The organism is Exiguobacterium sp. s83 (assembly GCF_018617095.1).
Taxonomy (GTDB): domain Bacteria; phylum Bacillota; class Bacilli; order Exiguobacteriales; family Exiguobacteriaceae; genus Exiguobacterium; species Exiguobacterium profundum.
In genome coordinates this window covers 1-23815 of the sequence record NZ_JACSJP010000008.1, presented here as the reverse complement: position 1 = coordinate 23815, position 23815 = coordinate 1, and the positions used below count along the sequence as shown (strand labels likewise).

The window sequence follows — 23815 nt, the reverse complement described above, 5'->3', positions numbered from 1 at the left end:
AGAAGCGTCCATTATCAAAAATAAAAGGACACGACAAAAAGAGTTGTAAATCTGCTATGTTTGTAAGTGTGTGGTTTCTTCGTCAAAGATTGATAAAAATGTGCAGACTACTCCCATTTACTCTGTTTTATGAAAACAGAGCCTTTGAACATATTCAATTAGCCATTGTTCAAAGTGTGGTGGCGTAATCTCCCGGCGTGCATCATTCTTAACAATCCTCCTAGTGAATATTATGCTGTTGACTTTATATCAGTTTTTATTCAATGTCAATCGAGCTTTATATTTAGATAAAAATTATTTGCCGATTTGTCTTTATTAAAAAATACTGATTTGTAAGTTTTAATAATACAATCATGAATAATTGATACTCGTTTTTAATCTTCCCAAAGCTCATCCATCAACTCATCGATATCACTCGATAATCGTTTGCGTTCCTTGGCGTCCACTTCAACTTTCCCATCTTCATAAAACCAAAGCACGTCACCAGGTTGAACCGTGTCTGGAAGTCGTGACTTTGGAATATCCTCCATCACTTCTCCGAATTCGACGACAGCCAGATCTCCTTCAAACCGGTCGATGATCCCTCTGCGTCGCTTCATTTTGATTTCTTCACGGCGTAACTCGAGCCGTTTCCTGTGATAATGATCGTGCCATTTTTGTCTGTACGAAGCGTGTTCGCTTTTTGGCGTTTTAAGTTCGTCACCACTTCGGACGTCGGGTGCCCGTAGTTGTTCTTCCCGACACTGATGACGGCATGCTTCGGTTTGACCGTATTCAGGAACGTGCTGCTCGTCGACGTCTTGGCACCGTGATGCCCCACCTTCAAGACATCTGCACGGAGCGTCTGCTTCTTGGCCATCATGTCCTTCTCAGAAACGTGTTCCGCGTCCCCTGTGAACAAGAACGTGTTCTTCTTGTACGTGACATGAAGGACTGCACTCCAGTTGTTCAAGTCACTGTTCGAGTAGGATTTGACCGGACCCACAAACTTCGCACTGACACCTTTGATCGGCAGTTTCACGCCAGCCTGTGCCGTTTTGATGGTCTTCCCTTCCCGTTTCACGGCTTGAAGGAAGTCTTTGTAGGCTTGGGTTGTGTGTTTCACTTTTGGTGCGTAGACGTTCTCGACACGGTAGGCATCTAAAATTTCGTCCAATCCACCGATATGATCCGCATCCGGATGCGTCGAGATCAATACTTCGATATCGTCGACTTTTTGTTTTTTGAGATAGGCGACGATGGCATCCCCTTTACCTTTGTTCCCACCGTCAATGATGACGTCCTCACCGCTTGGCATCTTGATGTAGATGGCGTCCCCTTGCCCGACATCGATGTAATGGACTTTGATGCTCGCAGCGGCTGATGCTTCCCCGTATGGCGACACCAATAGCGCTCCACTAAATAGAACGGCACTCCCAATCTTGATCAATTTATTCATCTTCTATCACTCCACTTTATAATTATTGTAAAATTATCCAACACACCTTTATTATAATCCGGTATTTGTTAAATAGCTTCTTATTCCTGTGGTTGACCGTATACATAAATAGGCAAGGTGTAATTGATAGGAGGAGTGAGAGAAATGGATTTACGAAAACCAATCGCAATAAACAAGACGAATAAACCGGTCCTGATTTTTAAAGACGGGGTAGAATTAAAGGAGTGTGTCTCCATTCAGGAAGCTACACACTATCTGAAGGGATACACGTTATGCACCGCAATGCCGTATCGTCACATTATGAATGGCATCATTCTTGATGAGACCTGGATCCATGAGGGAAGCAGCTATAGGTTCACCACTGATCCTGATGTGAAAAAGGCAAAGTTGGAAGAGATGAAGATCCGGAACAAAGTCCGTTTTTAAGGAAGGACAGAATATGAAATCGAACAGGTCTCATGTGCGGCACCTTACACACGCTGTACACGACTTCGTCACTGTTTATTACAACCCTACGAGGTACACTTGAACTAAAAAGGGGTTCTCCTTATGCGACTTCAAGAATGGATCCAGCAATATCACAGTACAGAGATACTACGCTTTGATCACCTTTGCGAGTACTTGGATGCGACACCGTTTGAAATCAAACACCACCTTGATGGAATCAGTACTGAGATAACCGGCGTACTGAAGTCAGAAGAGGGTGTTGGCGACGACGCGTTCATCACGAAGCTAGAACATCATTTGCTAAGTCGATTCAACAAACGAAGAAAAAAAGTGAAAGTCACAATTGAGGTAGAACTGCCATTACCGGAAGAAGCCTACAACTTTTGTCAGCGCGAACGATTTGGAATGATTGAACGCGTCACTCAACATATGGACGAACAAAACGTGAAGGATTGGCGCATCGTAAACATGCGGAGGATATAATTGAACATAGATCGTATTGACTCATCTACATATATACATGCTATAAGGAGAACAAAATGAAATTTACCTACTTAGCCTTCCCTTTGGCCATCCTGCTGATGGCCGGTTGTACCAGTGAAAACACCCCTTCTACAAATGAGAAAGCAGAGGAGCCTGCTACTCAAACAGAAGAAGTCGTCGAGACGACCGAAACGAGCACAGACGACTCAAATACGGAGACGACTGCAGAAGAGCCTGCAGAAGCCGAGAGAACGGTCACAAATTCGGATAACAATCAATTCTCCGGCTATAAACTGATCAATGTTGACGGTGGCGATTTGTCCGGGTACCGTGAGGCGAACGTCGTCGTCGATATCGGATATGGAGATCGCGAGTATTGGGCGTTCACGAACGAACATGGTCAATTGATTCGTGTCATCGCCGATCAGATCATCTTGCAGGATGATGATTCGGAGGATGTGACCTCGGATGGCCGCTACTATCATGACGAGGCGAAGGTCCCAGGCGTCGAACACAGTGATCTCGATGAAGGCCACGTCATCGCCGACTCGCTCGGGGGCGTCTCGAACGCCTACAACATCACACCACAGGATAGCACGCTCAACCGCTACGGGGACCAGGCCTATATGGAGGATGTAATCCGTAAGGCCGGCGGCGCGGCCGACTTCGAGGCGATCATCACGTATCCAGATACGAGCACACACACCCCTTCACACTATAAGTACACCTACACTGTCAGAGGAAATGTCGTCACCGATTCCTTCGACAACGTTAACCCGGATGAAGTGAACGAAGCACTCGGCCTCACAGAAAGTGAACCGGAACCCGCAGCTACACTTGAGGCCACAGGCGATGTCTCGAGCGTAGATACGAATGGGAACGGTCAGGTGACGATCCAGGAAGCGAAAGACGCCGGTTTCACGATGCCGATCATGAGCGACCATTGGCTCTACCCCTATATGCGTGATAACGACAACGACGGAATGGTCGGGGAATGATTTTAACCTGAAAATTAAAACAATGATGATTGTATAAAAAGACATCCTCTATTTTTAAGAGAATGTCTTTTTATGTTCATTTACGTTTTCGCTTCACTTTATCGAGCCGAATTTTTTCAGTTAACGCGTGGATGATCTGTTCATCTCTTCCACCGAAATCTTTATTGAAGGGAATCCGCTCTCCTTCGAACATGAAGTAATCGAGCAGGTACGGGACTCGAGGTGTTGCGTGGCCCCACGTGTGCTTCGAGCAACGATCCCACACCTCGGCTCCGAACTCTTTTGAATACCGCATATGCTCGACAGCAGCCTTGACCTCTGATTTTTTCAGGACGAAGTAGTCCTCGAAGACGAATTTACCGAGAAGCTCGTACCACATCTCCTCGCGGGCTCGCTCTTTAATCGCTTCTACATCGACCTCGACGTGATACAGGGCCTCTTCTTCATTCTTGACGACATCCCGAGCATCCCCTGTCACTGACTCCGGATACAGCTCCCATCCTTCAGGCATCCGTTCTTTGATGAACTGTTCGAGCGCCTCCTCACTGATCCGATAACCTTTTTTACGCGACTCGAGCGGTTCTGCCTGGATCACGCCTTTTCGTACCCAGTTGCGGACCGTCTCCTTATGGCTTGTGAGCTTGTTCTTCGATAAGATTTCAAATGCCTCGTCAATCGTATACATGATAAGATAATCCTCCTTTTAACACAATGATCATTTCATTAAATAATACCATAATCATTGTGTTAAAAATATAGAAACAAACTCTACTTTTTAGAAGGGATATCAATCAAAATTAAGAGAATTAATCATGGTAGAAATTTAATTTGGAATCAAAAAGCGAAATCCTTTTTAATAATTGACTTTTTTTGTATTTAAAGGGACATTAAGGGGTAAGATGTATATCTTTAACTTCACTTGTATAAGAGGAGGGTTTATGCAGAAAAGAAAAATGTATTATTTCATCATTTCGACCTTAGTCATCCTCGCTTTATTTAAAACCGGCGGGGCTTTCCTTTATGGAATGATTGTAGATCGCCCCACCCAACAAGACATGTCGGGAAATCCAAGGTATATCGATGGTGAATTGGCAACCTTTAAAGAAAAAACAGAGAATCTAGAGGATACGAATGATATACCGAAGTGGTATGATCTTTTGGCAAAAGAACGGTTTGAAAAGAAGGCGTCTGGCGAAGATCAAGAGACTGCTTCAGATGTCCTGAAATGGGTCGTTATAGCTTTCTTGCTCATTTTATTTCTCAAGTACTACAAGCGCGTACGGGATTGGTGGGACAAGCGGCGACGCAAAGCGACACCGTCCTCGGCTGACGAGAGACCATTCTCAGTTCGAGCCAACATGAACACGGTGACCAACACAACACCAACCTTTCTCTATGCCTCTGATACTGAGCTTGGAAAACTACTCGTGGAGCTAAATGACACCTTGAGCGACACTCAAAAACGAAAACCTCACGAGACCGTCTCAGAGTGGTTTGCACGCATTCGATTCGAACAATCTGTGAAACCTTATGCCGATGTGCGATATGGAGAACTGAACGTGATCGACGAGCGCTCACTTCACGATTTCAAAGTATCTGTCAGACAGTATATACAACACTACAAAGGAGAGAAATCTTGATGAACATTCGTACGATGATTGAGGAAATCAACCAAGTCTATTTGGGCAACCCGACAGTGGTAGAACTATGTGTGACGTCGCTTTTGGCGAACGGACATGTGCTCTTAGAAGATGTACCGGGCACCGGAAAGACGATGTTGGCCAAGACACTAGCGACGAGTTTCCACGGCGACTTTTCAAGAATTCAGTTCACAGCCGACTTATTACCGTCAGATATTGTCGGTTCAGATTTTTTCAATCTGAAGACGCAAGAGTTTGAAAACAAGCAAGGCCCGATCTTCGCCAACATCGTGCTCATCGATGAAATCAACCGGGCCGTCCCACGTACCCAGTCTGCATTGCTTGAAGCGATGGAAGAACGACAGGTGACGGTCGGGGGCAAGACCTATCACCTTCCTACCCCATTCTTCGTCATCGCGACGCAAAACCCGATTGAATCATCTGGTACCTTTTCTTTGCCTGATGCGCAGCTTGACCGGTTCATGATGTGTTTACATACAGGGTACCCGACCGAAGAATTCGAACTTCAATTGTTGGAGGAATCTGTCACCGAGACCCGGAAGGCGGTACTGGCGAATGTCGATTTCGAGCAACTCCTGCAATATCGAGCCGATGCCATGAAAATCCACATCTCGAAAGATGTGTTACGTTATATCGTCTCGATTGCGACCGCGTCACGTAGTCACCGGAATGTTCAGACGGGGATCAGTCCACGTGCGACGATTGCGCTCTCGAAAGCCGCTCAAAGTTATGCCTATATCCAAAATCGTGACTATGTCACACCAGAGGACATCAAGTTCTTGGCCCCATACGTTTTCGCACATCGATTGACACTGACGCTCGAGGGCGAGATCAAGTCCTCGAAGGCCATGGTCATGGAAGAACTCTTGGCGACCGTCCCGGTCCCGGTCGAGATGGGCATGTGACTCCGATGAACATCACGACCAATGTATTTTTCTTGCTTGAAAAACGAATCCAAATCGTCTTATTTTCAGTGATGGTCATCTTGTTGTTCGTGCCGTACCTCTCGATCTTTTCATTCGTTCTTGCTGTTTTTATGGCGGCAAGTCTTTATATCGAGCGTTACACGAAACGACTGACTGCACAAATGGACGTCACGTGGAGACAGTTCGACTCGATTCTGTTCAAAGATGAAAGTTGTAAGTTCACCCTTGAACTGACGAACGTGCACCTCTTAAACGAAATGAGCACGAAAACGTATATACGTACGCCAAAGGATGGACCTTACGTCGTGAACTTAGAGGGGCATACGGAAACCATCATCGAATTGGACGAGCTGCCGTCTGATTTCGTCTTCGAACTTACAGGTAATCGAAGGGGGCCCATCGAAATAGCTGAAATCTCCATCACGATTAGCTTGCCTCTATCGTTGGGTACGTTGACACTCTATTTGGCTCCCCCTTTACGTTGGACGGTCTATCCATCGATTTCAAGTACTCATGGGCAGCGTATCCAATCACATCTGAAGCTTGGTGAGCGCGTATCTAAATATTCTCCAATTAAGGATCGGTTACTACAGATCTCCTCGAAGCCCTATGAGGATGAACCGTCTAGACAAATCGACTGGTATGCGACGGCGAAGAAATCGACTTTGCAAACGAAACTGTACCAGCCGGTCAATCAAGACATGTTCACGGTGTATCTCGACTTGTCGGCTTCGAACGGGATCGGCCTTCATCATCAGTTCGAAGAGTTGATAGAGGATACGGCATTGGTCAGTCGGGAATTGATTGAAAGCGGCGGGAAGGTCGAGCTGTTTGTGAACCGATTAGATCAAAAGGGACATGTCAATCACTTGAGCATCCAAGAAGGGGCGAAGCAGCTTAAAAACATCCTCGCCTTACTCTCTAGTCTCTCGGAGCAAGATCACTATATGGGTTCAACCCGTTTCTCGCCTTACGTGACGAAAATAAAAAACAAGCAAGCTCAGCTCATAAAAATCGCATCAAGCTAACTGACTTTTTAAAAGCCAAGTTAGCTGATGTCTTTTTTATTTATAGACAGTACACTAGATGAGGATGATCCATGTACATGAAAAAACACCATTCAGCCGAATGGTGTTCCTTGCGTGGCGTTAGACGCGCCCACGCTCTTGCTTTTGACGTTGCCCTTACGCTCCGTGCCTCCCGTCAGAAAGGGCCAGGAATATAGAGATGCGGCGGTGAGCCAGCAGCTCTTGTTATCGGGCCGTCAGGGGGGCAGCGGTGCGATGAGCGACTTCGCCACAAGGCGCTAGACGCTCACGCATGAGCCCGAATCACCATTCCTTCTCCCATGCCCCGTCTTCAGACACGCCCCAATCCTCGAACCGATACTTGATGAGCCAATGGACATGCATCACTTCATATTTGAATACACCCTTGGATAGCTCCGAGACGACGAAGCTGACGTCTCCATCCGCCACCACCCATGTCCCGTATAGATACACAATCTTAATCGGATGCTCTTCCGCATCCAGATAGATCACTACGCGAAAGTAAGGCGAGTTCCGTCCTTCATCGAACCGGACGACCTTCTCGACGCAATGTTCCCTGTCGACGACACGCATCCACTCGGGATGTTCCATCAGTTCCGAGAACACGGTCCGGACGAACGGATCCAATCCCCCAAACGCATAGTCATCAAGCAACCCCTCGTCCATCACGTCTCCCCCCTTCCGGTTTTCTATAGAACGATTCCCCGTCCAGAGTCAGTTCAGTCCTTGTTCATGAACCTACAGAAATGAAGACTTTTAAAATTTGTATATATGTATACAAATCTACATGTATACACGTATACATGTATACAATCGTTCCTTTTTCTTATGTACGACGATTCCGTCGGAGCATATTCGTGTTGAAAAAGACGGTGAGATGGGTCAAGCGTTCCCCTTCCTTCACATCACAAAGAATGTCCATGCTTACAAGTTTTAAGTCGTCAAAATCTTCTTGAAGCCGGTCAGGAAGGCGTCGAAGCAATACCTCTGTCATCTCGTCCATCGTCTGTTGATCTAGTTGAAAATTATCCATCTGAATCATCCTCTCCATTTGATAGCTCAATGATACCTCGCATCCACGCAATCAACATCTCGGCTTATTTCACGTAAGCCCTGGTGTTGTTTCAAACAAGCCCTAGGGCTTGTTTCGAAAAAATGATCATTTTCAATAAACAAACCGTGTTTTCACTTCTGAGTTTTCATCAAAAAATTACGAGACAGACCAAAATATCATCCTACATTCATACACGAATCATCTCGTTTTCGTCATACGAAAACGACCCTTTTCCGGATCCCGCCCTACGGATCCAGGCGGGAGCAACGCGAGGCGCCCGTCTCCTCAAAGAAAAACGCACGTTTTTCGTCCTTGCCCTTACCGGACGGACCGGGACCGGTCCCCCGGCCCCACCCCATTCCGTTCAACCCATGTAACCCCGTTGTTTCATGCTGACGTACGACTCGTCCGCACCGAGGATGAGATGGTCGAGCACCGGGATGCCGATGAGGTCCCCCGCCTCATGTAACCGTTCGGAGACGAGGATGTCCTCCCGGCTCGGGGTCGCGTCTTATCAAGAGTAAACTATTAAAAATCCATTAAAATCAATACTTTCACTTTGAGAACATGTATTTAAAGTAAATAACAATTAAAGCCTGTATCTTAGTTATCACTTGAGATACAGGCTTTTTATTTATTCGTTCATATAATTAAACAGTTTGCCTAAAAAATCATCGCTAATGGTTAATTGATACTGTTTTTCAACGAGATTTCGAAGTTCCATAACGAGAAGCAAAGAGTTCTTATAGGCTTCATATAGTTCTAATTCATTTAATCGGGCAGTAGTCTTTTTAAACTTTTCATAGTTTTCAGGACTAATTTCTTTTTCAAGATTCTTTGTCATATTAAACCAATTATCGGCATTTTCTTCCGCAATTCGAATGAGTTGTAGTATATTTTTTTGTAATTGAGATAAAAGTTCCAGTGAACGTGCATTTTCCCCTCTTTTAAGAACATTAATCCCCATTAACCATAGGTTGGAAAAATTATTCAATAAAAAATTTACGTTTTCTTCTGTAAGTCTATTTGGTCCCGGACCTTCCAACTCTGATAAATACAATTCTAGTTGTCCTGTTTCATCATAAATAAACATTGCTTTTGTGTCAGGAATGTAGCCTGATTCTTTGAATGAAGGAATAATATTCATTTCGTTTTCGGAAAGGAAATGAAATTCACCACGTATTAGATTTTCAAAAATTACTACTTCCGTACCGTACTCATTTTGATAGAGTAAAGTGTAGGAAGCGACTTCATTTAGCCATTTTGCTGAATCAAAGGTGGAAATTGTATCATCTTTTAGAAAAACGTAATATTCTATATCAGAGTATTGATCTCCCTCTCCTTTTGTAAAAGAGCCATACATCATACAAGCAGATATTCGTTCATCTGACTGGACAAGTTCCTTAACCCTTGCCATTAGTTCCTTTTGTTTTAACAATTCGATTCCTTCTTTCTTTATTTTGATTCAGGGAGAAATAAAAAATCCTCCCAAATAATGTTGGAAGGATTAGTCATGTCACTTTTTAAGACACTCAAATAAAACTATTTAGCCTTTTTAGCTATTCAGTCTTACATTTATTTAGTATATGGAAAAATGGGCAGACTAATCCTAAGTTTTTAAACTGAAATATACTATTTCATTTGTTAAAAATTAGATTAGTTCTTCATTGTCCACCCATCTCTCCTTTCGATTAATAGTTTATTAATTTTAACACTTCAAAGTTCAAAGCACAAGTTGGTGTGTAGTGCAAAATAGGAGTGGTTCTTACGCAATGTTGGTGAGGTAGTGATGCCGACATTATGGGAATAAAATCAAAAAGGATTGATTTCCATGAACGAGTTGGAGTTCTTAGATGATCGACTGTGCGTCACGAGTGCTCACTCACACGATGGGGTGAGACACTGTGCCGCTCGTCTCGTGTCCAGCGGTGCATGCTGTCCAGACTGTGGTCGGTTTTGTCACCGACGTCACAGTTTCACGACACGGCGGCTAAAAGACTTCTCAGGAATACATCAGGTTTTCCGTCTGAACATTCAAGTACCGAAATGGTTCTGCGACAACTCAATATGCCAACGTTCCATCTTTACAGAGCGATTGCCGTGGGCCATTTCTCATTCGCGGAGAACGCTCCGTACGGAGCGTGTGTTGTCCACTTTAATGTTGGCTATGAGTGCGAAGGAAGCCGAGCGTGTCACGACCGTCCTAGGTTTTCGAATCAGTCACGACACGCTACTTAGGGTGCTACGACGCGTGCCCGTCCCGAGCCCCTGTGCTGAGGTGATCGGCATTGATGACTTCGCCTTCAAAAAGGGTCACCGATACGGAACCATCATCTGTGACGCGACAACCCATCGTCCCATCGACCTGCTGCGGACCCGCGAAGCAGACATGTTGAAGGATTGGCTTGTGAATCTGGAGAAACGGCCTATCCGCGCATCGGTCGATCGATTCCCAGCCTATCAAGAGGCATTGCTCGACCAGGACATCGTAGTGGTGAGCGACCGCTTCCACCTCGTAGATAACCTATGGCGATGCCTCAATTCGATATGCCAGCGTGTCCTCCCCTCTCGAATCCCTGTAAATCCGAAAGGTGCCGTATCATACGGTTTGAAACCGCAACATCCGACTGGACCCGAGAACGAGACAAAACGACCGTTGGTCGAAAGGGTTCAAAGCATGCACCGCCAAGGGATGAGTCTGAATGCGATCGCCCAGATGCTCAGCTTGAATTGGAGGACCGTCAAAAAATACAGTGATCCGGCCTACGAACCCTCCCCGCCGAAACGACAAAGACCTCACTTGATCGATCGTTTCATGCCACAATTGAGGGAATGTGTCCGAAATCGATACACACTCCAGGAAACGGACGCTCATCTGAGACAATTAGGTTACAGAGGCTCGTTTGGCGCGGTCCGTCACCGTTCACGCGACGCTCGGAGTGAGGGTCTTCCTGAACCCCAGGTTTTCGTATCGCGCAAGGATGCCTGTCGTCTACTCTGGCAATGGCCTGTCACTAGGCCGAATGATACCATCGATGTCTCGTACCTGTTGGTCCGTTACGAAGACCTCGCCATCCCGTTCTGTTTCATTCAAGGATTTCGGGAAGCTATTCGGGAACGGGACGCGGGACATCTCCTTTCGTTGATCACCAATCCACAAGTCACATCACATCCCGGACTGAAGCGTTTCGTGGGTCGCCTCAAACAAAATGTAGAGGTGATCCTGGCGGCCTGTCAGTTTGAAGAAAGCAATGGTTACGTGGAAGGAAACGTCAATCGTCTAAAGATGATGAAGCGACTCATGTACGGAAGGGGAAATTTTGACTTGCTCAGAATTCGGGTGCTTTGTCGAAATCCCGATCCGAGTTGTGCTCACTGATATTCCAAAAAAATGAGCGACCACCTTCGGGCGATTGCTCATTATCGTTCACCAACATTGCGTAAGAACCGTTCTCTTTTAAATCTGAGGATTGGCTTACTTTTTTCAATTTGTCGTATAATGGTAATAAGGAAATAGATGTTATTTTTTATGAGAAGAGGAATGAATTTGGACCCACGACTAGATATTGATAAAAATAATTTAATACAACGCTTAGACCGACACCTAGATTGGATTAAGAGTTGTGATACAAAGGCTTCTATTGTAATTGCTGGGGTAGGAATATTTCTTAGTATATTTACATCAGAGCATTCAATAGGTATGTTGAATCAAATCCTTTCTCGTGCCATACAAAATATTAATTTTTCAAACTTTTTATATCTGGGACTGTTCCTGTTCTTTTGGGGCATTTTCGTACGCGGATCATACTTGTTAATAAGAGTTTTGGTCCCAACGATGAAAAAAGAAGTAAATCTTTTCGGGCAGGATACATATCATGATTCTCTGTACTACTTCGAGTCAGCAGAAGATAAAAAATATGTGGAGTTTAGAGAAAAAGTGTTTAATGAAACATTTGAAGACGAGATTGAAGATCTAATTTCTCAAATCTACATCAATGCAAAAATCTGTTCAGCCAAATTCAAGTTTTATCAGAAAGGAATCAGATACACTTTTATTGGTGTAGCAGGAATACTAACCATGTATGTAGTAGGAATAGTTTTAGTGAAGCTAGGAGGTATCTCTTAATGAAGTTCACAGATTATGATTACAAAGAGCGAAAGAAAAAAGTTGAAGAAATATTGGATAATACAGATGCTGTTAACGAAGTTGAAAAATTCCCAAGAGACGATAATTTCACTTATACAAATGGATATAAAGCTGTGGCATCTGCAATTTTTGTAGATTTAAGAGACTCTACAACTTTATTCTCTGGAGAAGATGATGTTAAAGTAGCTAAATTAATTCGTGGATTCACCTCAGAAATAATTGAAATTTTGAAAAAAGATACTGATGAAGAATATTTAAAGGAGATAGGAATTAGAGGTGATTGTGTATATGCAATTTATTCAACACCTTTACAAGAGGATGTATTTGATATCGCGAGTAGAGCTTTTTGTATAAACACATATTTAAATATGTTAAACAAATTACTTATTAGCAGAGGATTACCGACCATTAAAGCAGGAATTGGTTTAGCTGCCAGCAAAACTTTAGCTGTAAAAGCCGGAAGAAAAAACTCTGGCATTAATAATTTGGTTTGGATTGGATCTTCTGTTGCAACTGCTGCCAAACTCTCTGACCTTGGAAATAAAGATGGCATTGAACCAATTGTTATGTCCTCTGATTTTTACGAGAATTATATGGAGGAGCAAAGAATTAAAGACTCTTCAGTTGAAAAATATTGGTTTAAAAAGAACGACTTAAGTCGTGGAGTTTTTTGGCATGCTAACATAGTACTTTTAGAATTTGATGAATGGATTCAGAATGGAATGCACGACTAAGTTCAAAACAATTGCGTTATAATCAGTCAATAGTAGGTACCTTAATAGATAAAGTAGCTTTGAAAAATGTTCTTGTTCTTTAAACGAACGTTAAAAAAACATCATTGTTTATTGATTCACATGAAAATAAAAAGGGCTATTTAAAGCCTTTTTTATTTTATCTCCATTGTCCATTAACTCATCTTTTTATCAATGTTCGTTTTCTGTTATCATTAATGGATAAACAAACAAACGGAGGTGCTTCATGACGAAAATTGGATATGCACGAGTATCAACCCTCGATCAGAACTTGGACTCGCAACTAGATGAACTTAAGAAAGCTGGTTGTACTAAAATCTTTCAAGAGAAGGCCTCCAGTGTTAAAAAGAGACCAGAATTTGAGAAGTGCTTAGATTATTTACGAGAAGGTGATACCCTGGTCGTCTGGAAGCTAGATCGGTTGGGGAGAACCACAAAGAAGCTTCTTGAATTGATTGATGATTTGAAGGATCGCGGAATCAATCTTCAAATCATTACATTAGGTGTAGACACTTCCACCGCCGCAGGTCGCCTGTTTTTCACTATGATGGCTGGATTGGCGGAGATGGAGCGTGAATTGATTCGCGAACGTACGAACGCTGGACTTCAAGCTGCCCGATCCAGAGGAAGAATGGGTGGAAGAAAACCAATTGATGAACAAATAATGGCCAGAGCTATGATGATGTATGAAGCCAAGATGACGGTAGATGATATTACAAAGACTTTAAATATCTCAAGATCCACATTTTATAAATATAAAAAAGAGTCGGATCATCTTGAGTGATGATCCGACTCGACCTAAAATGATTAACATCATTACTCAAAAGCCATTGTTTCAGACCGCATATGGCATTGAGAAAATGGGTTAGAAGACCTCATTTTCTCAATGCCATACTTTATATTTATACGTTAATTTTGGTTAGACCTAAAACACAGGACCGCTATTTCACTTCGAAGCGCTGCAGGAACACGGGAACTGCTCGGCGAGCAATATGAGCTCGACTCGTTCCGCTGCGTGAGCATCAGATGGCGGTAAGGGCATCGGATTACCATACAAACCATCACCGTAGATACCATGCTGTTCAAGAGCTTTCAAATAAGTAAGCGTCGTCGCAACACTAGTTAAAACCCGCTGACGGTACTCTTCAGCATCGGGACTCAAATCTTTAATCTGAGCATTAACGAGTTCATCACGATATCCTTCTAGCGTCATCTGGTACGCGTTTATAGCTCGAATATAAGGAGTATCCTGCGACATGCCGTTTGCCCCGCCTGCAGTCTCGAAATCTTCTCGATAACTGGTCTCTGCAAGGTCATTATTTTCTAGCATCTTAAAAGCATCAAACGGGACAAACTCAACAGGTGTGACGTCTTCAACCGAATTTCGATCGAAAAGCGGTACATCTGAACCGATGATGTAACCGATGATACCCGTCACGGTAAGACTTACAACGAAAAGTAGGGCAAGTCTTGTTTTAGTCAAAGTCATAGAAGTCTCCTCCTCATTAATAAGTGTATCTGTAGTTAGCAATAATGGTTATCGCTCGTAATCACTCCTCAAATATCGAACAAGATGAAGTTATGAACGTTATTATCCTCACATTCATTTAAATTTGTCTTGTCTTAACTTACTCATCATATATTCTGAAATCATCCCCATAGACTCTATTGCAACTTTTGTCTCATGATCATTGATTATCAGTTTTTAAAACGTTACGAAAGTTCTCGAATGCCTCAACTCCTACATAATTTTCTGAATCTTTTCTAAAACCTCCATGAGCATGAAGCATAGCCATTAATCTAAAAAATAAGTTTTGAGCAGAATCAAGAGTATCTTCAGAAGAAGACAAACTGTAAAGAAGATACTCAATACGTTTTACCTTCCCCATACCTGGATCAGAGGTCCGAGAATCTACACCAGATATCCCAATATCTATTAATACTCGTGAAATGTCATTGTGATTAGGTTTACTATAAACAAAAAATGTCTGTTCAAACAGCCTAGAGAACGAAACAATTACAGGAAAAGAGAACGGAATAAAGACCATACATACACACCCAATCTACGTAGTATTAGAACTATTTCTCATACCGTAAGGATAAGAAAGAGACCCACCCACCACCGTATCTATAAATGTATTGGAGTTGAGCCCATTAAATTCGATTGCACCAGGGAAAAGAACTACATTATCTTTCTTAACCAACATTATCGTTGTCTTAGCACATCTTCCCCTTCCTTCTACTTCCTTTGTTATTAGTCCTTCTTCCACCATAACAGCAACAAGGCGTTTGAATGTTGCGTATGACAAGCACTTGGAAGGGTCTACTGATGATGTGATTAAAGAAACAAGCGTTCGTTGCGCACCACAAATACACCCTCCGTTTTTGCGTAAAACTGCAAGGATGTCTTCTTTCCATTCATCTAGATGACTATATGTACGTTCTTCACGCGGTTTTGCGCCTTCCCAGACTTGATACTTGAACTCGATCCCAGACAACGTCTCAATCCAATATGATGAAGGGCCAAGTGGAGAGCCTGGCTTAAAGGCACTTTTCACTTTTCGTTTAATCTCAATTTGACGAAGTGATGGGCTATTCTTTTCATTCCAGCTATAAAGTGACGATAGGGCTTGATCTTCTTCATATCCCGCAGCCTTGTATGCGAGAGCAAGGGTGTAGCATGTGTTATCACGTTGGCCCTCTTCCACGCCTTGTAATAGCTTTAGGATTGCTGGGTGAGATAATAAATCCGTCGAGCCTAAAGCCACATTACCTTTCTTCGACTGATTCTCTTGCTGCTCGGTCAACCAGTCGCAAAGGTCGTCAAAAGAGACGCGTTCTCCCGAACGAAAAACTGTGTTCTCTTCTGTCGGTAATCGGAACCAACGTTCAGCGCCTATCGCTTGAAGATCCGCGTTCATCTCCTCAGCAATCATTCGTTGAACGCGCTTATAGTGATCCACGACTTTTGGAAATGCGCGTCTTGGTTCTTTCAAGTACCAATACACATGGAATCCGCCTGAAGGCGTCTGGACGACGAGTGATGGTGTCGGCAGGCCTGCGCTCGTCACCCGATCCATAACGTCCGGGAAAATCATTCCTGCATTCTGCGACGTCTTGACATCGATATCAATAACCATGGCGTTTAACCAACGCAAAGAGCCCGCATGACGTTGGTCGTTGCGGTAAAAAGTGTTCGGTGTGAAATATGTATACTTCTCTTTTGCCCCAAAGAGTGAGCGGTATGTACGGATGGCACGCGCTTGTGTGAACTCCTGGCAGACAAAGATCCATCCTAGGTCTTTGCTGTATCCGGTTCTCTCGATCTGAGAGGCCCGTTTCGGAGCTTCCGTTAATTGGTCTCGATAAAGATTTCTCAATACTTCCATGCTACATCCTCCTTTCTTCTGTTCTATGGTTCATCGTAAATTGTTGCGTATCCATTTCTCTGAAATACTATGAACATTGTCGAGAAGAAAGAACAATGTTAAAATGATTGCATAAGAAAGACGCCTTTGTTCGTCACGTTTTTCTTTTGAACAACGCATGAAAAAGGATCAGTTCATCGTATTATGTTTTTAGAAATCTTGGTTTCTACAAATCTATTTATGATGGCTGGTTTAGGGTGAAGCGTTGTTAAATACACAGTCTGACAATTAAGTCAGATGATTTGGATCTGATAACGGCCAGGTTATCAGATTTTTTTATGCCGATTTTTCCTACTGGAAAGAACTTCATAACCCTATGTTTTCATAAAAGAAATCGCTTAACAACAGCTTTTTTTCGAGTTTATGCTCATAAAAAGCAATGTATACATGTAGATTTGTATACATGTAGATTTGTATACTCGTATACATGTAGATTTGTATACATGTAGATTTGTATACATGTAGATTTGTATACATGTATACAAAATCAGACTGGATATTTCGCTAAAAACGTTGATTTGAAGCCATATTTCAGATGATTCCATTCCCGATGTATACATGTATACATGTAGATTTGTATACATGTAGATTTGTATACATGTAGATTTGTATACATGTAGATTTGTATACATGTAGATTTGTATACACGTATACATGTATACCGTTTTTAAAATTTTATTTATGTGAGCTCAATGTGGCTGAACATCCAGCAAAATAATATACCTTAATGACATCTAGACGAATTGTAGTCACACAAAAAAACGAGCGTGCTCCAGTAGAGCACGCTCGTTCATTAATAGATAAGGTTCAGTTCGTCGTGGACTGCCTTTTTATTTCTTTTGCTTCATCATTAAAACATCTCGAATTATTTCGTATTCTTTCCTTTCATTTGAAGAAAGTAATTCAAGATACTCGTCAATCATCGTTGAAATGATAGCATCTGCTGAATCTGCTTTGCCCATCGTCACTAACGCTGATAATTTATTTTTTGTGAGGTTTGATACACGAACAGTGCTTGACCCTATATTGACCGAGTTCTTAGTTGCTCGTTTATTTGAGGTTTCTTTCTGAGACGTGGTTTTTGATTCCACTGTTTGGTCTTCAGATACCTCAGCTTTATATGTTTGTTGAGGAGCTGCTGCACCTTTACGTTCCAGCAAACGTTTTCTTACTGGTTTTTGAATCAAATCTGACATGTTGTTCACCCCTGTTCCACGTAATTCATTTCTGTTTCGAGACGTTGCAAGAACTCTTCGGCGACTTTTGCATATGTCTCCATGACACGTTTGTCATGCATGTCTTCTTCCACAATTCCTGTGATGTCGTAGCGTTTCAAGCGTTCCATGTTCTTAATCACACCCTTGAAGAGGTTATGCTCACCGAATACATTTTTGGCATTTTCAAGCGTTGCCATATCGACGGCTGCACCATTTTTAAGAAGAACCGGTAGGATTCCAAGAATGTCAAAATCAGCATCATAGTCATCCAGCAACGTCTGTAGGTACTGTGTGAATACCTCAGCACCCTGCAAGCTTCGTTCCTGTGTCTGAAGTACGACGACAACGAAATCAGAGGCATAGAGGGCTGAATCTGTATATATGGAGATAGTAGGGGGAACGTCCACAAAAATGAAATCGAACTCGCTCTTCAAAGGTTCGAGAAGAGTAGAAAGATACGTCACACGGTCCACTTCTTTCTCAAACTTTTTCTCAAGAAACTTCGGGTACTGCGCGAAATCACTGAATGAAGGTAGTAGGAATAGATTATCCGTAACTTCTGTGACGATGCTACTCAAATCACCTTCTTGCATTGCGGCCATCAATGTTTTCTCGAAGGTTATGTAATCATCTTCTCGTGCAGCCTTTGTCTTCAAGAACAAGGTAGTCGCATTTGCTTGTGGGTCCTGGTCACAGAGCAACACACGATAGCCTTTTTTGGCCAATGCGTAAGCGAGCATCGTGCTATTCGTTGTCTTTCCCGTGCCGCCTTTGAAGTTTCCAAATGTCACAACAATCGCTTCCTGCTGTGAGAGATCAAGCTGATTGGTCATTTTAGTGCCTCCTTTTTTATTTGTAACTTTAACGTATCAAACTTTTCTCCATTTGTATACATGTATACAAATGGATTGATATTATTTCACGTTAAAGATTGAATTAATTCAGATAGTGATATATAGTTAGTATAAGTAAAAAGTAAGAATTCTTACCGTATGTAAATTAAAAAACAAAACAATCAGCCAACAAAAAACAAACAAATGAAAAAGCCGAGCGAAAATAAATTACACAACAATGAAAATGGTAAAGTGAAAAAAGGAGAGATAAACCATGTTAGCAACGAAAACGAAAAAGGTTGCCGTCTCCAGCAAAAGACAAATCGCCATTCCAAAAGAATTCTTTGATGCAATCGGTATTGAAAAAGAGATTATTATGGAACTGAATGACGGAGTTATTAATATCAAACCAGTAAGAACACATACGGATGATTTCTCAGAAGAAATATTAGCAGATGTTATTCAAGAGGGCTTCACAGGGAACGACATTTTGACAGAGTTTCAACGCCGTAAAAATATGATTCGTCCGGCTATTTCACAGATGATCAAGGAAGCAACAAGCACTAAGCCAACATCAATAGATGATTTATTCGGAGATGACGACGAGGACTGATTTGAATTGAATGATAACGTGCCAATTGTATTTCATCCAGCAGCCAAAAAATATTTTGAGAAGCTAAAAAAGAAAGATAAACAACTTAGTGAGCTGTATAAAATAAATCTTCAAAAGATTGTAAGTAACCCTGAAATTGGCGAGTTTAAGACAGGAGATCTGACCGGCATCAGAGGTTATGATTTCAGGCATAAGGGGACCGTCTATGAGATTGCCTACAGCATTGAAGTGGGGGATGATGGGGAATTGATTGTCGTTATCTTAGCTGGAACACGAGAAAACTTTTATCATGAATTGAAAAGATATTTAAAGTCTAAATAAATCATTAATGAAAGGCGCTTGAGTCGATGTAGAAGTTAGACTTAAGCGTTTTTTTAATTTGGAAAATTAATAACACATAATAAAGTAGATTCATTACACTTTAACCAAGGATACTTACTTTTAAATTTAGAAGGATGAATTTTGCACTGCTTGTGCTCTTTGTTGTACTCGGACACCAGAAATACTTTCTTGATGCAGAGATTATCCTACTTACCCACGCTCACGTCAGCCATTCAGTCGTGAAATCATCTGATTGTCCAAGATATAGTTGGCGTCATTATAAACGTTCGGAATTATGAAATTATAGGAGGGAACAAAATGAATACCTATACCCCAAAACAACTTAGCGACATCCTAACCAACCATAAAAAATGGCATGATGACGAAGACGAGGGGCGGTGTGCTGACCTCTTTTGTGCTAATTTAACTGACGCTAAACTAAGTGGTGCTTACTTAAAAAAAGCTTACTTATTTCACACTAAACTACGCGGCGCTGACTTAAGAAAAGCCAACCTAGTTCGTGCTAAATTACGTGGCGCTGACTTAAGTGAAGCTATCCTAATTGGCGCTGATTTAAGTGAGGCTAACCTGACTGACGCTAAGTTAGTTGATGTGGATCTAACTGACGCCAAACTAATTGGTGCTTACCTCTTTCGCGCTGATCTAAGTGAGGCTTATCTATTTCGCGCTGACCTAAGTGAAGCAGAAATGGTTGGTGCAAAACTATGTGGCGCTGACCTAAGTGACGCTAACCTATATGAAACTAACTTAACTGACGCTGATTTAAGTGGTGTTGACTTAAGTCTCGCTCGCCTAGATGGAACTGATCTAAGAGGCGCTAACTTAAGTAAAGCTAACCTAGCTGACGCTAAACTAGATGGCACTTATTTAAATTGCAGTAATTTAAGTGACGCTAACTTAACTGACGCTTATATACTTGATGCTGATTTAAGTGGTAGCAATTTGAGTAACACTAACCTAACTAACGCTGACCTAACTGACGCTGATTTAAGTGAAGCTGATCTAAGTGAAGCTAGACTAGGTGGCGTTAAACTAGGTGGCGCTAACCTACTTCACGCTGATTTAAGAGGCGCTTACCTCTTTCGCGCCACTCTAAGTGAGGCTAATCTAAGTTATGCTCAGCTATGTGGCGTTAACCTAACTCACGCTGACTTAGAACGTGCACATCTGAGAGGTGCGAACCTATATGAAGCCAATCTAAGTCATGCCAACTTAACTAACACTGACTTAAGTGAAGCTGATTTACGTGCAACTAACCTAACTGACGCTAATTTACGATACGCCGACTTACAATACGCTGACTTACGAGACGCTGACTTACGAGACGCTGACCTACGTGAAGCTAACCTGCGTGAAGCTGACCTGCGTGGTGCTGATTTAACTGGCGCTAAACTACGTGGCGTAAAACGAGATGGCGCTAACCTAACTGATGCTAAAGTACGATGACACCGAATTTGAAGAGGTTTCAATCGATGTCGATGATATCGTTCCCTCTCCTCCTGACACAACGGCATCATTTCAGGGACACAAACTAAGTATATGAGAACAAACCCTAACTCTTGAATACATAAAATTAGATTTAATGATCTGATAGCGTTAAATATCGTTCAATATAATGATATTTAATGCTATTTTTTAGAAATTAATCAAATTTTCCGTTATTAAAAAAATCACTGATCGAAATATTTATACCATTACAAAATTTTTGTATCGTACTTACTTTTGGATGCTTTGTCCGTCCGTTCATCAATTCAGAAATCGTCGCCTGATTCAACCCTCCTTTTTGAATGACTTGATGGATGGTCATATTATGTTCCGTTGCGAGCTCTTTCATACGCTCGATGATTGCCTTGTTCAACTCCACTTGCTCACCCCACGATCCAAGTACTCTCTTCATCACTTATTCTTTACGAACTCTTCTATTCCTCTACCCTAACACAATCTCTTGAAATCAAAATACTTGTCATTACTATCTATACTTAAACCGTTATTTTTTTACAATTGTGCGACAAAATCAAAAATATTGAGTTACTGTTGCTCTTTATCCCTTGTATAGAGCGGATTCGACAAGAATCGTCAACTGTAAAATTTCTGACATATCAGAAAACTGATGATTTTTATTTTTATCCCTGCTATATTGGAACCAACAAAAGGAAACATCTGTTTGGTCGCCGCTCTGATTTACAGAAAGGGGAAAGCTTATGTATCGATTCGGGGAGTGGTTGAAGGAGAACCGCCGGCTCTCGGGCTGGTCACAGGTCGAACTATCAGAGAAGACGCTCGGAGAAATCTCACAGCCCGCCATCAGTCAGTACGAACAGAATCGCTCGGTGCCGTCGATTGCCGATATTGATCACCTGGCCCGAGCGTTCGGACATACGCTCGCGACGGTGCCGTGGGACGCCATCGACTTCGGATACGGGACGAAGCGGTCCGTCACCAAGCTCGAACGACGCCGGTTCGACCTGAAGGAGTTGCCGCAGGCCGATTCGGTCCGCACGTTCGACGGGAAGACGTATGAGCTACACGGCTTCATCGGTATCGAGAAAGGGAGCGGCGAGGCGGTTCAGCTGACGCAACTCTACTACCGGATCCGTACGGTCGTCTGTGACGCACACGTGCTCGCCAAGCGCAAGAATCCGGATGACGAGCTCATCCATGTCAAGAAGCGGAAAAGAGTCCGACAGTAACCGATATCGACGCAGCAGCACATCCTTAAGGATGGTCTCCTCCAATCACATACCGGCGTGTCCCTCACCAGTGACCGGGTGGGCGGGATTTACGCACAGATGGTTCGGCGAGAGTCGCCTAAAACTCGCCATAAGGTCACAGAATCGTTCCGGGTCATCGAAAAACCCTGTACAGCTCCTTTGATTCACGAGGAGCGGAGTTCGTGGGGGAACCGCTAGAAACCCACCGCACCGAATCCGACTGTCCTTAATGATGTGCTGCTGCACATCACGAGATCAAGGGAAGGAAGTGTGTACTGTGGCATCAAAAGAACAGAAACAGAACCGTAGCTTCGCCGAGAAACTCTTACGCATCCGTGGGAAGGACTATGAGGAGTGGCTCGACGAACAACATCAACAGGTCATCCAGGACAACCAGGAACTCATTTTGGAGGCGCTCGAGGCGAAGCTCAGCTTCAAGTCGCCGACGCACCAGGACTAAGGAGGGAACGACATGGGACTCAATGAGACAGGGCTCAGCTTGCTTCAGTTCTTTCAGGGACTCGCGGTTATCGCCGCGGCCATCGCCTTTGCGATCGGGGGCTTCTACTTCATCTTCGGCGGGGATCGTGGCCGCTCGAAAGCCGTCGGCTGGCTTGTCGGGGGCGCCGTCGGTCTGATCATCGTCATGGGCGCATTCACGCTCGCCGAGATGGTCGACCAGAATATCAAATTCTAATGCACATTTACGCAGCGTTCCAATCGGAAGGCTTTTTTTGTTGCTTGAAACGAGAGGAGGAACGAGATGCTGTTTGTACGATTCACCGACGTGCCGGACACGCGGATCCAGAACTATGAGCGGCTCACCTTCGCCGATGCCGTCGTCGCGACACATGATCTGCACCAGATTCTTAGCGAGGAAGGAACGAACTGTTCCGGTGACTTCCGGCTCTTCGATCAGAAAGACGAGCTGCTCTATCGAGGGACGTTCACGTTCGGGACCGGAGGCACCTATCCGAACCTGTATCATCAAGTGAAGGACCGGGTGCAACGGATCCGGACGAAGAAAGAGGATAACGCGAAGAAGATGTGGCTCCTCGACGAGATCGAGTCCGAGACACCGGACGACTATAAGCGCCCGTCCGCTAAATCGAATCCGATTGTATCGTCGACCTATCAATCACGCCTGACCCGACTACAGCGCCGCCTTATCTACGGGGCGGCCACAGTCGGGATTCTCTTCACATCGTTGTTCACTGCCACGCAATGGTTCATTGATAAAGAGGCACACGCTGAGCAGGCAAACGGGGGCGAACAGGTGTGGCTAGATGCTTACGACCAAGCGCTCCAAGGTGAGGAAGCCTCATTAATCAATTTACTGGAACGAAAAGAGCGGTCCGAGGAAGAAGATGCCCTATTGATTGACCTCTATTTGGCAGAAGGCGCAGACCAGAAAGCGCTCGAGCTCACGGATGACCCCATCCTGATCGAGACGAAGCTGGCCGGGATCGACTTATCCGGTAAAGAGAAATTGGAACGGCTCCAGGAGTTCCAAGCGTCACATCCGACCGATGAGGGCGCGTTCGATATCGCCGCACTGGAACGTGATTATGAGACCGTGGCCAAAACGGAAAATGTGGAATGGACTGCTCCCCGCGTCTCGGCGAAAGTGACCGCCTATCTCTACCTCGGGGACATCGACTCCGCGAATGAGTGGGCGTCCAAAACAAACGACCCTGCCGTACAAGTAAAGATCGA

At 43.5% G+C, this 23815-nt stretch carries 29 protein-coding genes and 1 pseudogene; 17 read left to right on the top strand and 13 right to left on the bottom strand.

The window, feature by feature from the left end; translation table 11 throughout:
- Nucleotides 1-374: 374 nt before the first annotated feature.
- Nucleotides 375-599, bottom strand: coding sequence for a DUF3006 domain-containing protein (locus KNO73_RS14585; protein ID WP_024127775.1), 225 nt, complete (start codon nucleotides 597-599; stop codon nucleotides 375-377).
- The gene (locus tag KNO73_RS14580; RefSeq protein WP_214762884.1) at nucleotides 596-1438 is read right to left on the bottom strand and encodes a ComEC/Rec2 family competence protein; all 843 of its coding nucleotides are present in this window, start codon (nucleotides 1436-1438) and stop codon (nucleotides 596-598) included. Before KNO73_RS14580 ends, KNO73_RS14585 begins: the two co-directional genes overlap by 4 nt.
- A 144-nt stretch (nucleotides 1439-1582) precedes the next feature.
- Here KNO73_RS14580 and KNO73_RS14575 point away from each other — a divergent pair, with 144 nt between their 5' ends.
- From KNO73_RS14575 to KNO73_RS14565, 3 genes are all read left to right on the top strand, one after another.
- Nucleotides 1583-1864, top strand: a complete 282-nt coding sequence (locus KNO73_RS14575; protein WP_214686260.1) for a hypothetical protein — start codon at nucleotides 1583-1585, stop codon at nucleotides 1862-1864.
- A 123-nt stretch (nucleotides 1865-1987) separates the two neighbouring features.
- Nucleotides 1988-2368, top strand: coding sequence for a hypothetical protein (locus KNO73_RS14570; protein ID WP_214686262.1), 381 nt, complete (start codon nucleotides 1988-1990; stop codon nucleotides 2366-2368).
- A 56-nt stretch (nucleotides 2369-2424) separates the two neighbouring features.
- Complete coding sequence (locus KNO73_RS14565) at nucleotides 2425-3366, top strand: DNA/RNA non-specific endonuclease (RefSeq protein ID WP_215112684.1); 942 nt, start codon at nucleotides 2425-2427, stop codon at nucleotides 3364-3366.
- 76 nt (nucleotides 3367-3442) lie between these two features.
- Here the strand turns inward: KNO73_RS14565 and KNO73_RS14560 are convergent, their stop codons facing one another.
- On the bottom strand, nucleotides 3443-4051 hold the full coding sequence (locus tag KNO73_RS14560) for a helix-turn-helix domain-containing protein (RefSeq protein ID WP_215112683.1): 609 nt from the start codon (nucleotides 4049-4051) through the stop codon (nucleotides 3443-3445).
- A 253-nt stretch (nucleotides 4052-4304) separates the two neighbouring features.
- Here KNO73_RS14560 and KNO73_RS14555 point away from each other — a divergent pair, with 253 nt between their 5' ends.
- From KNO73_RS14555 to KNO73_RS14545, 3 genes are read left to right on the top strand one after another with little or no spacing between them, the layout of a single operon-like run.
- A complete protein-coding gene (locus KNO73_RS14555) occupies nucleotides 4305-5006 on the top strand; it encodes a hypothetical protein (protein ID WP_215112682.1) in 702 nt (233 codons plus the stop codon).
- The gene (locus KNO73_RS14550; RefSeq protein WP_131486119.1) at nucleotides 5006-5932 is read left to right on the top strand and encodes an AAA family ATPase; all 927 of its coding nucleotides are present in this window, start codon (nucleotides 5006-5008) and stop codon (nucleotides 5930-5932) included. Before KNO73_RS14555 ends, KNO73_RS14550 begins: the two co-directional genes overlap by 1 nt.
- A 5-nt stretch (nucleotides 5933-5937) precedes the next feature.
- The gene (locus KNO73_RS14545) at nucleotides 5938-6981 is read left to right on the top strand and encodes a DUF58 domain-containing protein (RefSeq protein ID WP_214686275.1); all 1044 of its coding nucleotides are present in this window, start codon (nucleotides 5938-5940) and stop codon (nucleotides 6979-6981) included.
- 303 nt (nucleotides 6982-7284) lie between these two features.
- On the opposite strand, the gene KNO73_RS14540 is transcribed toward KNO73_RS14545, so the two are convergent.
- The 4 genes and pseudogenes from KNO73_RS14540 to lnu(G) all read right to left on the bottom strand — a co-directional run bounded on the left by KNO73_RS14540 (nucleotide 7285) and on the right by lnu(G) (nucleotide 9494).
- Nucleotides 7285-7668 carry a hypothetical protein gene (locus KNO73_RS14540; RefSeq protein ID WP_215112681.1) on the bottom strand — a complete coding sequence of 128 codons (384 nt, stop codon included), beginning with the start codon at nucleotides 7666-7668 and terminating at the stop codon, nucleotides 7285-7287.
- Nucleotides 7669-7828: 160 nt separating this feature from the next.
- Nucleotides 7829-8035: a hypothetical protein gene (locus KNO73_RS14535; RefSeq protein ID WP_215112680.1), complete on the bottom strand. Its 207-nt coding sequence runs from the start codon at nucleotides 8033-8035 to the stop codon at nucleotides 7829-7831.
- A 385-nt stretch (nucleotides 8036-8420) separates the two neighbouring features.
- Nucleotides 8421-8567: pseudogene (locus KNO73_RS14530) on the bottom strand (JAB domain-containing protein); the annotation flags it as partial.
- Nucleotides 8568-8690: 123 nt separating this feature from the next.
- The gene (gene lnu(G), locus KNO73_RS14525; protein WP_002333496.1) at nucleotides 8691-9494 is read right to left on the bottom strand and encodes a lincosamide nucleotidyltransferase Lnu(G); all 804 of its coding nucleotides are present in this window, start codon (nucleotides 9492-9494) and stop codon (nucleotides 8691-8693) included.
- A gap of 393 nt (nucleotides 9495-9887) precedes the next feature.
- Here lnu(G) and KNO73_RS14520 point away from each other — a divergent pair, with 393 nt between their 5' ends.
- The 4 genes from KNO73_RS14520 (at nucleotide 9888) to KNO73_RS14505 (ending at nucleotide 13739) form a co-directional block, all read left to right on the top strand.
- Nucleotides 9888-11435: an ISL3 family transposase gene (locus tag KNO73_RS14520; protein WP_214756942.1), complete on the top strand. Its 1548-nt coding sequence runs from the start codon at nucleotides 9888-9890 to the stop codon at nucleotides 11433-11435.
- A 138-nt stretch (nucleotides 11436-11573) separates the two neighbouring features.
- Nucleotides 11574-12182, top strand: a complete 609-nt coding sequence (locus KNO73_RS14515; RefSeq protein WP_251025019.1) for a Pycsar system effector family protein — start codon at nucleotides 11574-11576, stop codon at nucleotides 12180-12182.
- Nucleotides 12182-12937: an adenylate cyclase gene (locus tag KNO73_RS14510; RefSeq protein ID WP_214756944.1), complete on the top strand. Its 756-nt coding sequence runs from the start codon at nucleotides 12182-12184 to the stop codon at nucleotides 12935-12937. The genes KNO73_RS14515 and KNO73_RS14510 overlap by 1 nt, the downstream gene beginning before the upstream one ends.
- Before the next feature lie 244 nt (nucleotides 12938-13181).
- Nucleotides 13182-13739: a recombinase family protein gene (locus KNO73_RS14505; protein ID WP_215112679.1), complete on the top strand. Its 558-nt coding sequence runs from the start codon at nucleotides 13182-13184 to the stop codon at nucleotides 13737-13739.
- Nucleotides 13740-13901: 162 nt separating this feature from the next.
- Here KNO73_RS14505 and KNO73_RS14500 read toward each other — a convergent pair whose 3' ends face one another.
- The 5 genes from KNO73_RS14500 to KNO73_RS14480 all read right to left on the bottom strand — a co-directional run bounded on the left by KNO73_RS14500 (nucleotide 13902) and on the right by KNO73_RS14480 (nucleotide 18433).
- On the bottom strand, nucleotides 13902-14444 hold the full coding sequence (locus KNO73_RS14500; RefSeq protein ID WP_215112678.1) for a hypothetical protein: 543 nt from the start codon (nucleotides 14442-14444) through the stop codon (nucleotides 13902-13904).
- Between the two features lie 199 nt (nucleotides 14445-14643).
- Nucleotides 14644-15003: a hypothetical protein gene (locus tag KNO73_RS14495; protein ID WP_215112677.1), complete on the bottom strand. Its 360-nt coding sequence runs from the start codon at nucleotides 15001-15003 to the stop codon at nucleotides 14644-14646.
- Nucleotides 15004-15018: 15 nt separating this feature from the next.
- On the bottom strand, nucleotides 15019-16344 hold the full coding sequence (locus tag KNO73_RS14490) for a primase C-terminal domain-containing protein (protein ID WP_215112676.1): 1326 nt from the start codon (nucleotides 16342-16344) through the stop codon (nucleotides 15019-15021).
- Between the two features lie 869 nt (nucleotides 16345-17213).
- Nucleotides 17214-17579 (bottom strand): DUF5388 domain-containing protein, encoded by a 366-nt coding sequence (locus KNO73_RS14485; protein ID WP_215112675.1) that lies wholly within the window; start codon nucleotides 17577-17579, stop codon nucleotides 17214-17216.
- Nucleotides 17580-17584: 5 nt separating this feature from the next.
- Nucleotides 17585-18433, bottom strand: coding sequence for a ParA family protein (locus KNO73_RS14480; protein ID WP_206479694.1), 849 nt, complete (start codon nucleotides 18431-18433; stop codon nucleotides 17585-17587).
- Between the two features lie 274 nt (nucleotides 18434-18707).
- On the opposite strand from KNO73_RS14480, the gene KNO73_RS14475 reads away from it, so the two are divergent.
- The 3 genes from KNO73_RS14475 to KNO73_RS14465 all read left to right on the top strand — a co-directional run bounded on the left by KNO73_RS14475 (nucleotide 18708) and on the right by KNO73_RS14465 (nucleotide 20834).
- The gene (locus tag KNO73_RS14475; protein ID WP_215112674.1) at nucleotides 18708-19046 is read left to right on the top strand and encodes an AbrB/MazE/SpoVT family DNA-binding domain-containing protein; all 339 of its coding nucleotides are present in this window, start codon (nucleotides 18708-18710) and stop codon (nucleotides 19044-19046) included.
- A gap of 18 nt (nucleotides 19047-19064) precedes the next feature.
- Complete coding sequence (locus KNO73_RS14470; RefSeq protein WP_353048434.1) at nucleotides 19065-19367, top strand: type II toxin-antitoxin system RelE/ParE family toxin; 303 nt, start codon at nucleotides 19065-19067, stop codon at nucleotides 19365-19367.
- Nucleotides 19368-19685: 318 nt separating this feature from the next.
- The gene (locus KNO73_RS14465) at nucleotides 19686-20834 is read left to right on the top strand and encodes a pentapeptide repeat-containing protein (RefSeq protein WP_215112672.1); all 1149 of its coding nucleotides are present in this window, start codon (nucleotides 19686-19688) and stop codon (nucleotides 20832-20834) included.
- A 196-nt stretch (nucleotides 20835-21030) separates the two neighbouring features.
- On the opposite strand, the gene KNO73_RS14460 is transcribed toward KNO73_RS14465, so the two are convergent.
- The gene (locus KNO73_RS14460; protein ID WP_215112671.1) at nucleotides 21031-21285 is read right to left on the bottom strand and encodes a helix-turn-helix domain-containing protein; all 255 of its coding nucleotides are present in this window, start codon (nucleotides 21283-21285) and stop codon (nucleotides 21031-21033) included.
- 304 nt (nucleotides 21286-21589) lie between these two features.
- Between KNO73_RS14460 and KNO73_RS14455 the strand changes: the two genes are divergently transcribed.
- The 4 genes from KNO73_RS14455 to KNO73_RS14440 all read left to right on the top strand — a co-directional run.
- Nucleotides 21590-22078 carry a helix-turn-helix domain-containing protein gene (locus KNO73_RS14455; protein ID WP_214686110.1) on the top strand — a complete coding sequence of 163 codons (489 nt, stop codon included), beginning with the start codon at nucleotides 21590-21592 and terminating at the stop codon, nucleotides 22076-22078.
- 298 nt (nucleotides 22079-22376) lie between these two features.
- Nucleotides 22377-22559, top strand: a complete 183-nt coding sequence (locus KNO73_RS14450) for a hypothetical protein (protein ID WP_024127793.1) — start codon at nucleotides 22377-22379, stop codon at nucleotides 22557-22559.
- Between the two features lie 12 nt (nucleotides 22560-22571).
- Nucleotides 22572-22796 carry a hypothetical protein gene (locus KNO73_RS14445; RefSeq protein WP_012390467.1) on the top strand — a complete coding sequence of 75 codons (225 nt, stop codon included), beginning with the start codon at nucleotides 22572-22574 and terminating at the stop codon, nucleotides 22794-22796.
- A 66-nt stretch (nucleotides 22797-22862) separates the two neighbouring features.
- Nucleotides 22863-23815 (top strand): hypothetical protein (locus KNO73_RS14440; protein WP_215112670.1); only part of this gene is annotated, 953 nt, incomplete at its 3' end.

Excerpts from the sequence above, each read along its gene's own strand:
- KNO73_RS14560 (WP_215112683.1), bottom strand. The coding sequence starts at position 4,051 with ATGTATACGATTGACGAGGCATTTGAAATCTTATCGAAGAACAAGCTC.
- KNO73_RS14445 (WP_012390467.1), top strand. The coding sequence starts at position 22,572 with ATGGGACTCAATGAGACAGGGCTCAGCTTGCTTCAGTTCTTTCAGGGA.
- KNO73_RS14510 (WP_214756944.1), top strand. The coding sequence starts at position 12,182 with ATGAAGTTCACAGATTATGATTACAAAGAGCGAAAGAAAAAAGTTGAA.
- KNO73_RS14485 (WP_215112675.1), bottom strand. The coding sequence starts at position 17,579 with ATGTCAGATTTGATTCAAAAACCAGTAAGAAAACGTTTGCTGGAACGT.
- KNO73_RS14580 (WP_214762884.1), bottom strand. The coding sequence starts at position 1,438 with ATGAATAAATTGATCAAGATTGGGAGTGCCGTTCTATTTAGTGGAGCG.
- KNO73_RS14550 (WP_131486119.1), top strand. The coding sequence starts at position 5,006 with ATGAACATTCGTACGATGATTGAGGAAATCAACCAAGTCTATTTGGGC.
- KNO73_RS14495 (WP_215112677.1), bottom strand. The coding sequence starts at position 15,003 with ATGGTCTTTATTCCGTTCTCTTTTCCTGTAATTGTTTCGTTCTCTAGG.
- KNO73_RS14555 (WP_215112682.1), top strand. The coding sequence starts at position 4,305 with ATGCAGAAAAGAAAAATGTATTATTTCATCATTTCGACCTTAGTCATC.
- KNO73_RS14570 (WP_214686262.1), top strand. The coding sequence starts at position 1,988 with ATGCGACTTCAAGAATGGATCCAGCAATATCACAGTACAGAGATACTA.
- KNO73_RS14475 (WP_215112674.1), top strand. The coding sequence starts at position 18,708 with ATGTTAGCAACGAAAACGAAAAAGGTTGCCGTCTCCAGCAAAAGACAA.
- KNO73_RS14545 (WP_214686275.1), top strand. The coding sequence starts at position 5,938 with ATGAACATCACGACCAATGTATTTTTCTTGCTTGAAAAACGAATCCAA.
- KNO73_RS14565 (WP_215112684.1), top strand. The coding sequence starts at position 2,425 with ATGAAATTTACCTACTTAGCCTTCCCTTTGGCCATCCTGCTGATGGCC.
- KNO73_RS14480 (WP_206479694.1), bottom strand. The coding sequence starts at position 18,433 with ATGACCAATCAGCTTGATCTCTCACAGCAGGAAGCGATTGTTGTGACA.
- KNO73_RS14520 (WP_214756942.1), top strand. The coding sequence starts at position 9,888 with ATGAACGAGTTGGAGTTCTTAGATGATCGACTGTGCGTCACGAGTGCT.
- KNO73_RS14585 (WP_024127775.1), bottom strand. The coding sequence starts at position 599 with ATGAAGCGACGCAGAGGGATCATCGACCGGTTTGAAGGAGATCTGGCT.
- KNO73_RS14575 (WP_214686260.1), top strand. The coding sequence starts at position 1,583 with ATGGATTTACGAAAACCAATCGCAATAAACAAGACGAATAAACCGGTC.
- KNO73_RS14535 (WP_215112680.1), bottom strand. The coding sequence starts at position 8,035 with ATGGATAATTTTCAACTAGATCAACAGACGATGGACGAGATGACAGAG.
- KNO73_RS14515 (WP_251025019.1), top strand. The coding sequence starts at position 11,574 with ATGTTATTTTTTATGAGAAGAGGAATGAATTTGGACCCACGACTAGAT.
- KNO73_RS14540 (WP_215112681.1), bottom strand. The coding sequence starts at position 7,668 with ATGGACGAGGGGTTGCTTGATGACTATGCGTTTGGGGGATTGGATCCG.
- KNO73_RS14490 (WP_215112676.1), bottom strand. The coding sequence starts at position 16,344 with ATGGAAGTATTGAGAAATCTTTATCGAGACCAATTAACGGAAGCTCCG.
- KNO73_RS14460 (WP_215112671.1), bottom strand. The coding sequence starts at position 21,285 with ATGAAGAGAGTACTTGGATCGTGGGGTGAGCAAGTGGAGTTGAACAAG.
- KNO73_RS14505 (WP_215112679.1), top strand. The coding sequence starts at position 13,182 with ATGACGAAAATTGGATATGCACGAGTATCAACCCTCGATCAGAACTTG.
- KNO73_RS14455 (WP_214686110.1), top strand. The coding sequence starts at position 21,590 with ATGTATCGATTCGGGGAGTGGTTGAAGGAGAACCGCCGGCTCTCGGGC.
- KNO73_RS14465 (WP_215112672.1), top strand. The coding sequence starts at position 19,686 with ATGAATACCTATACCCCAAAACAACTTAGCGACATCCTAACCAACCAT.
- KNO73_RS14500 (WP_215112678.1), bottom strand. The coding sequence starts at position 14,444 with ATGACTTTGACTAAAACAAGACTTGCCCTACTTTTCGTTGTAAGTCTT.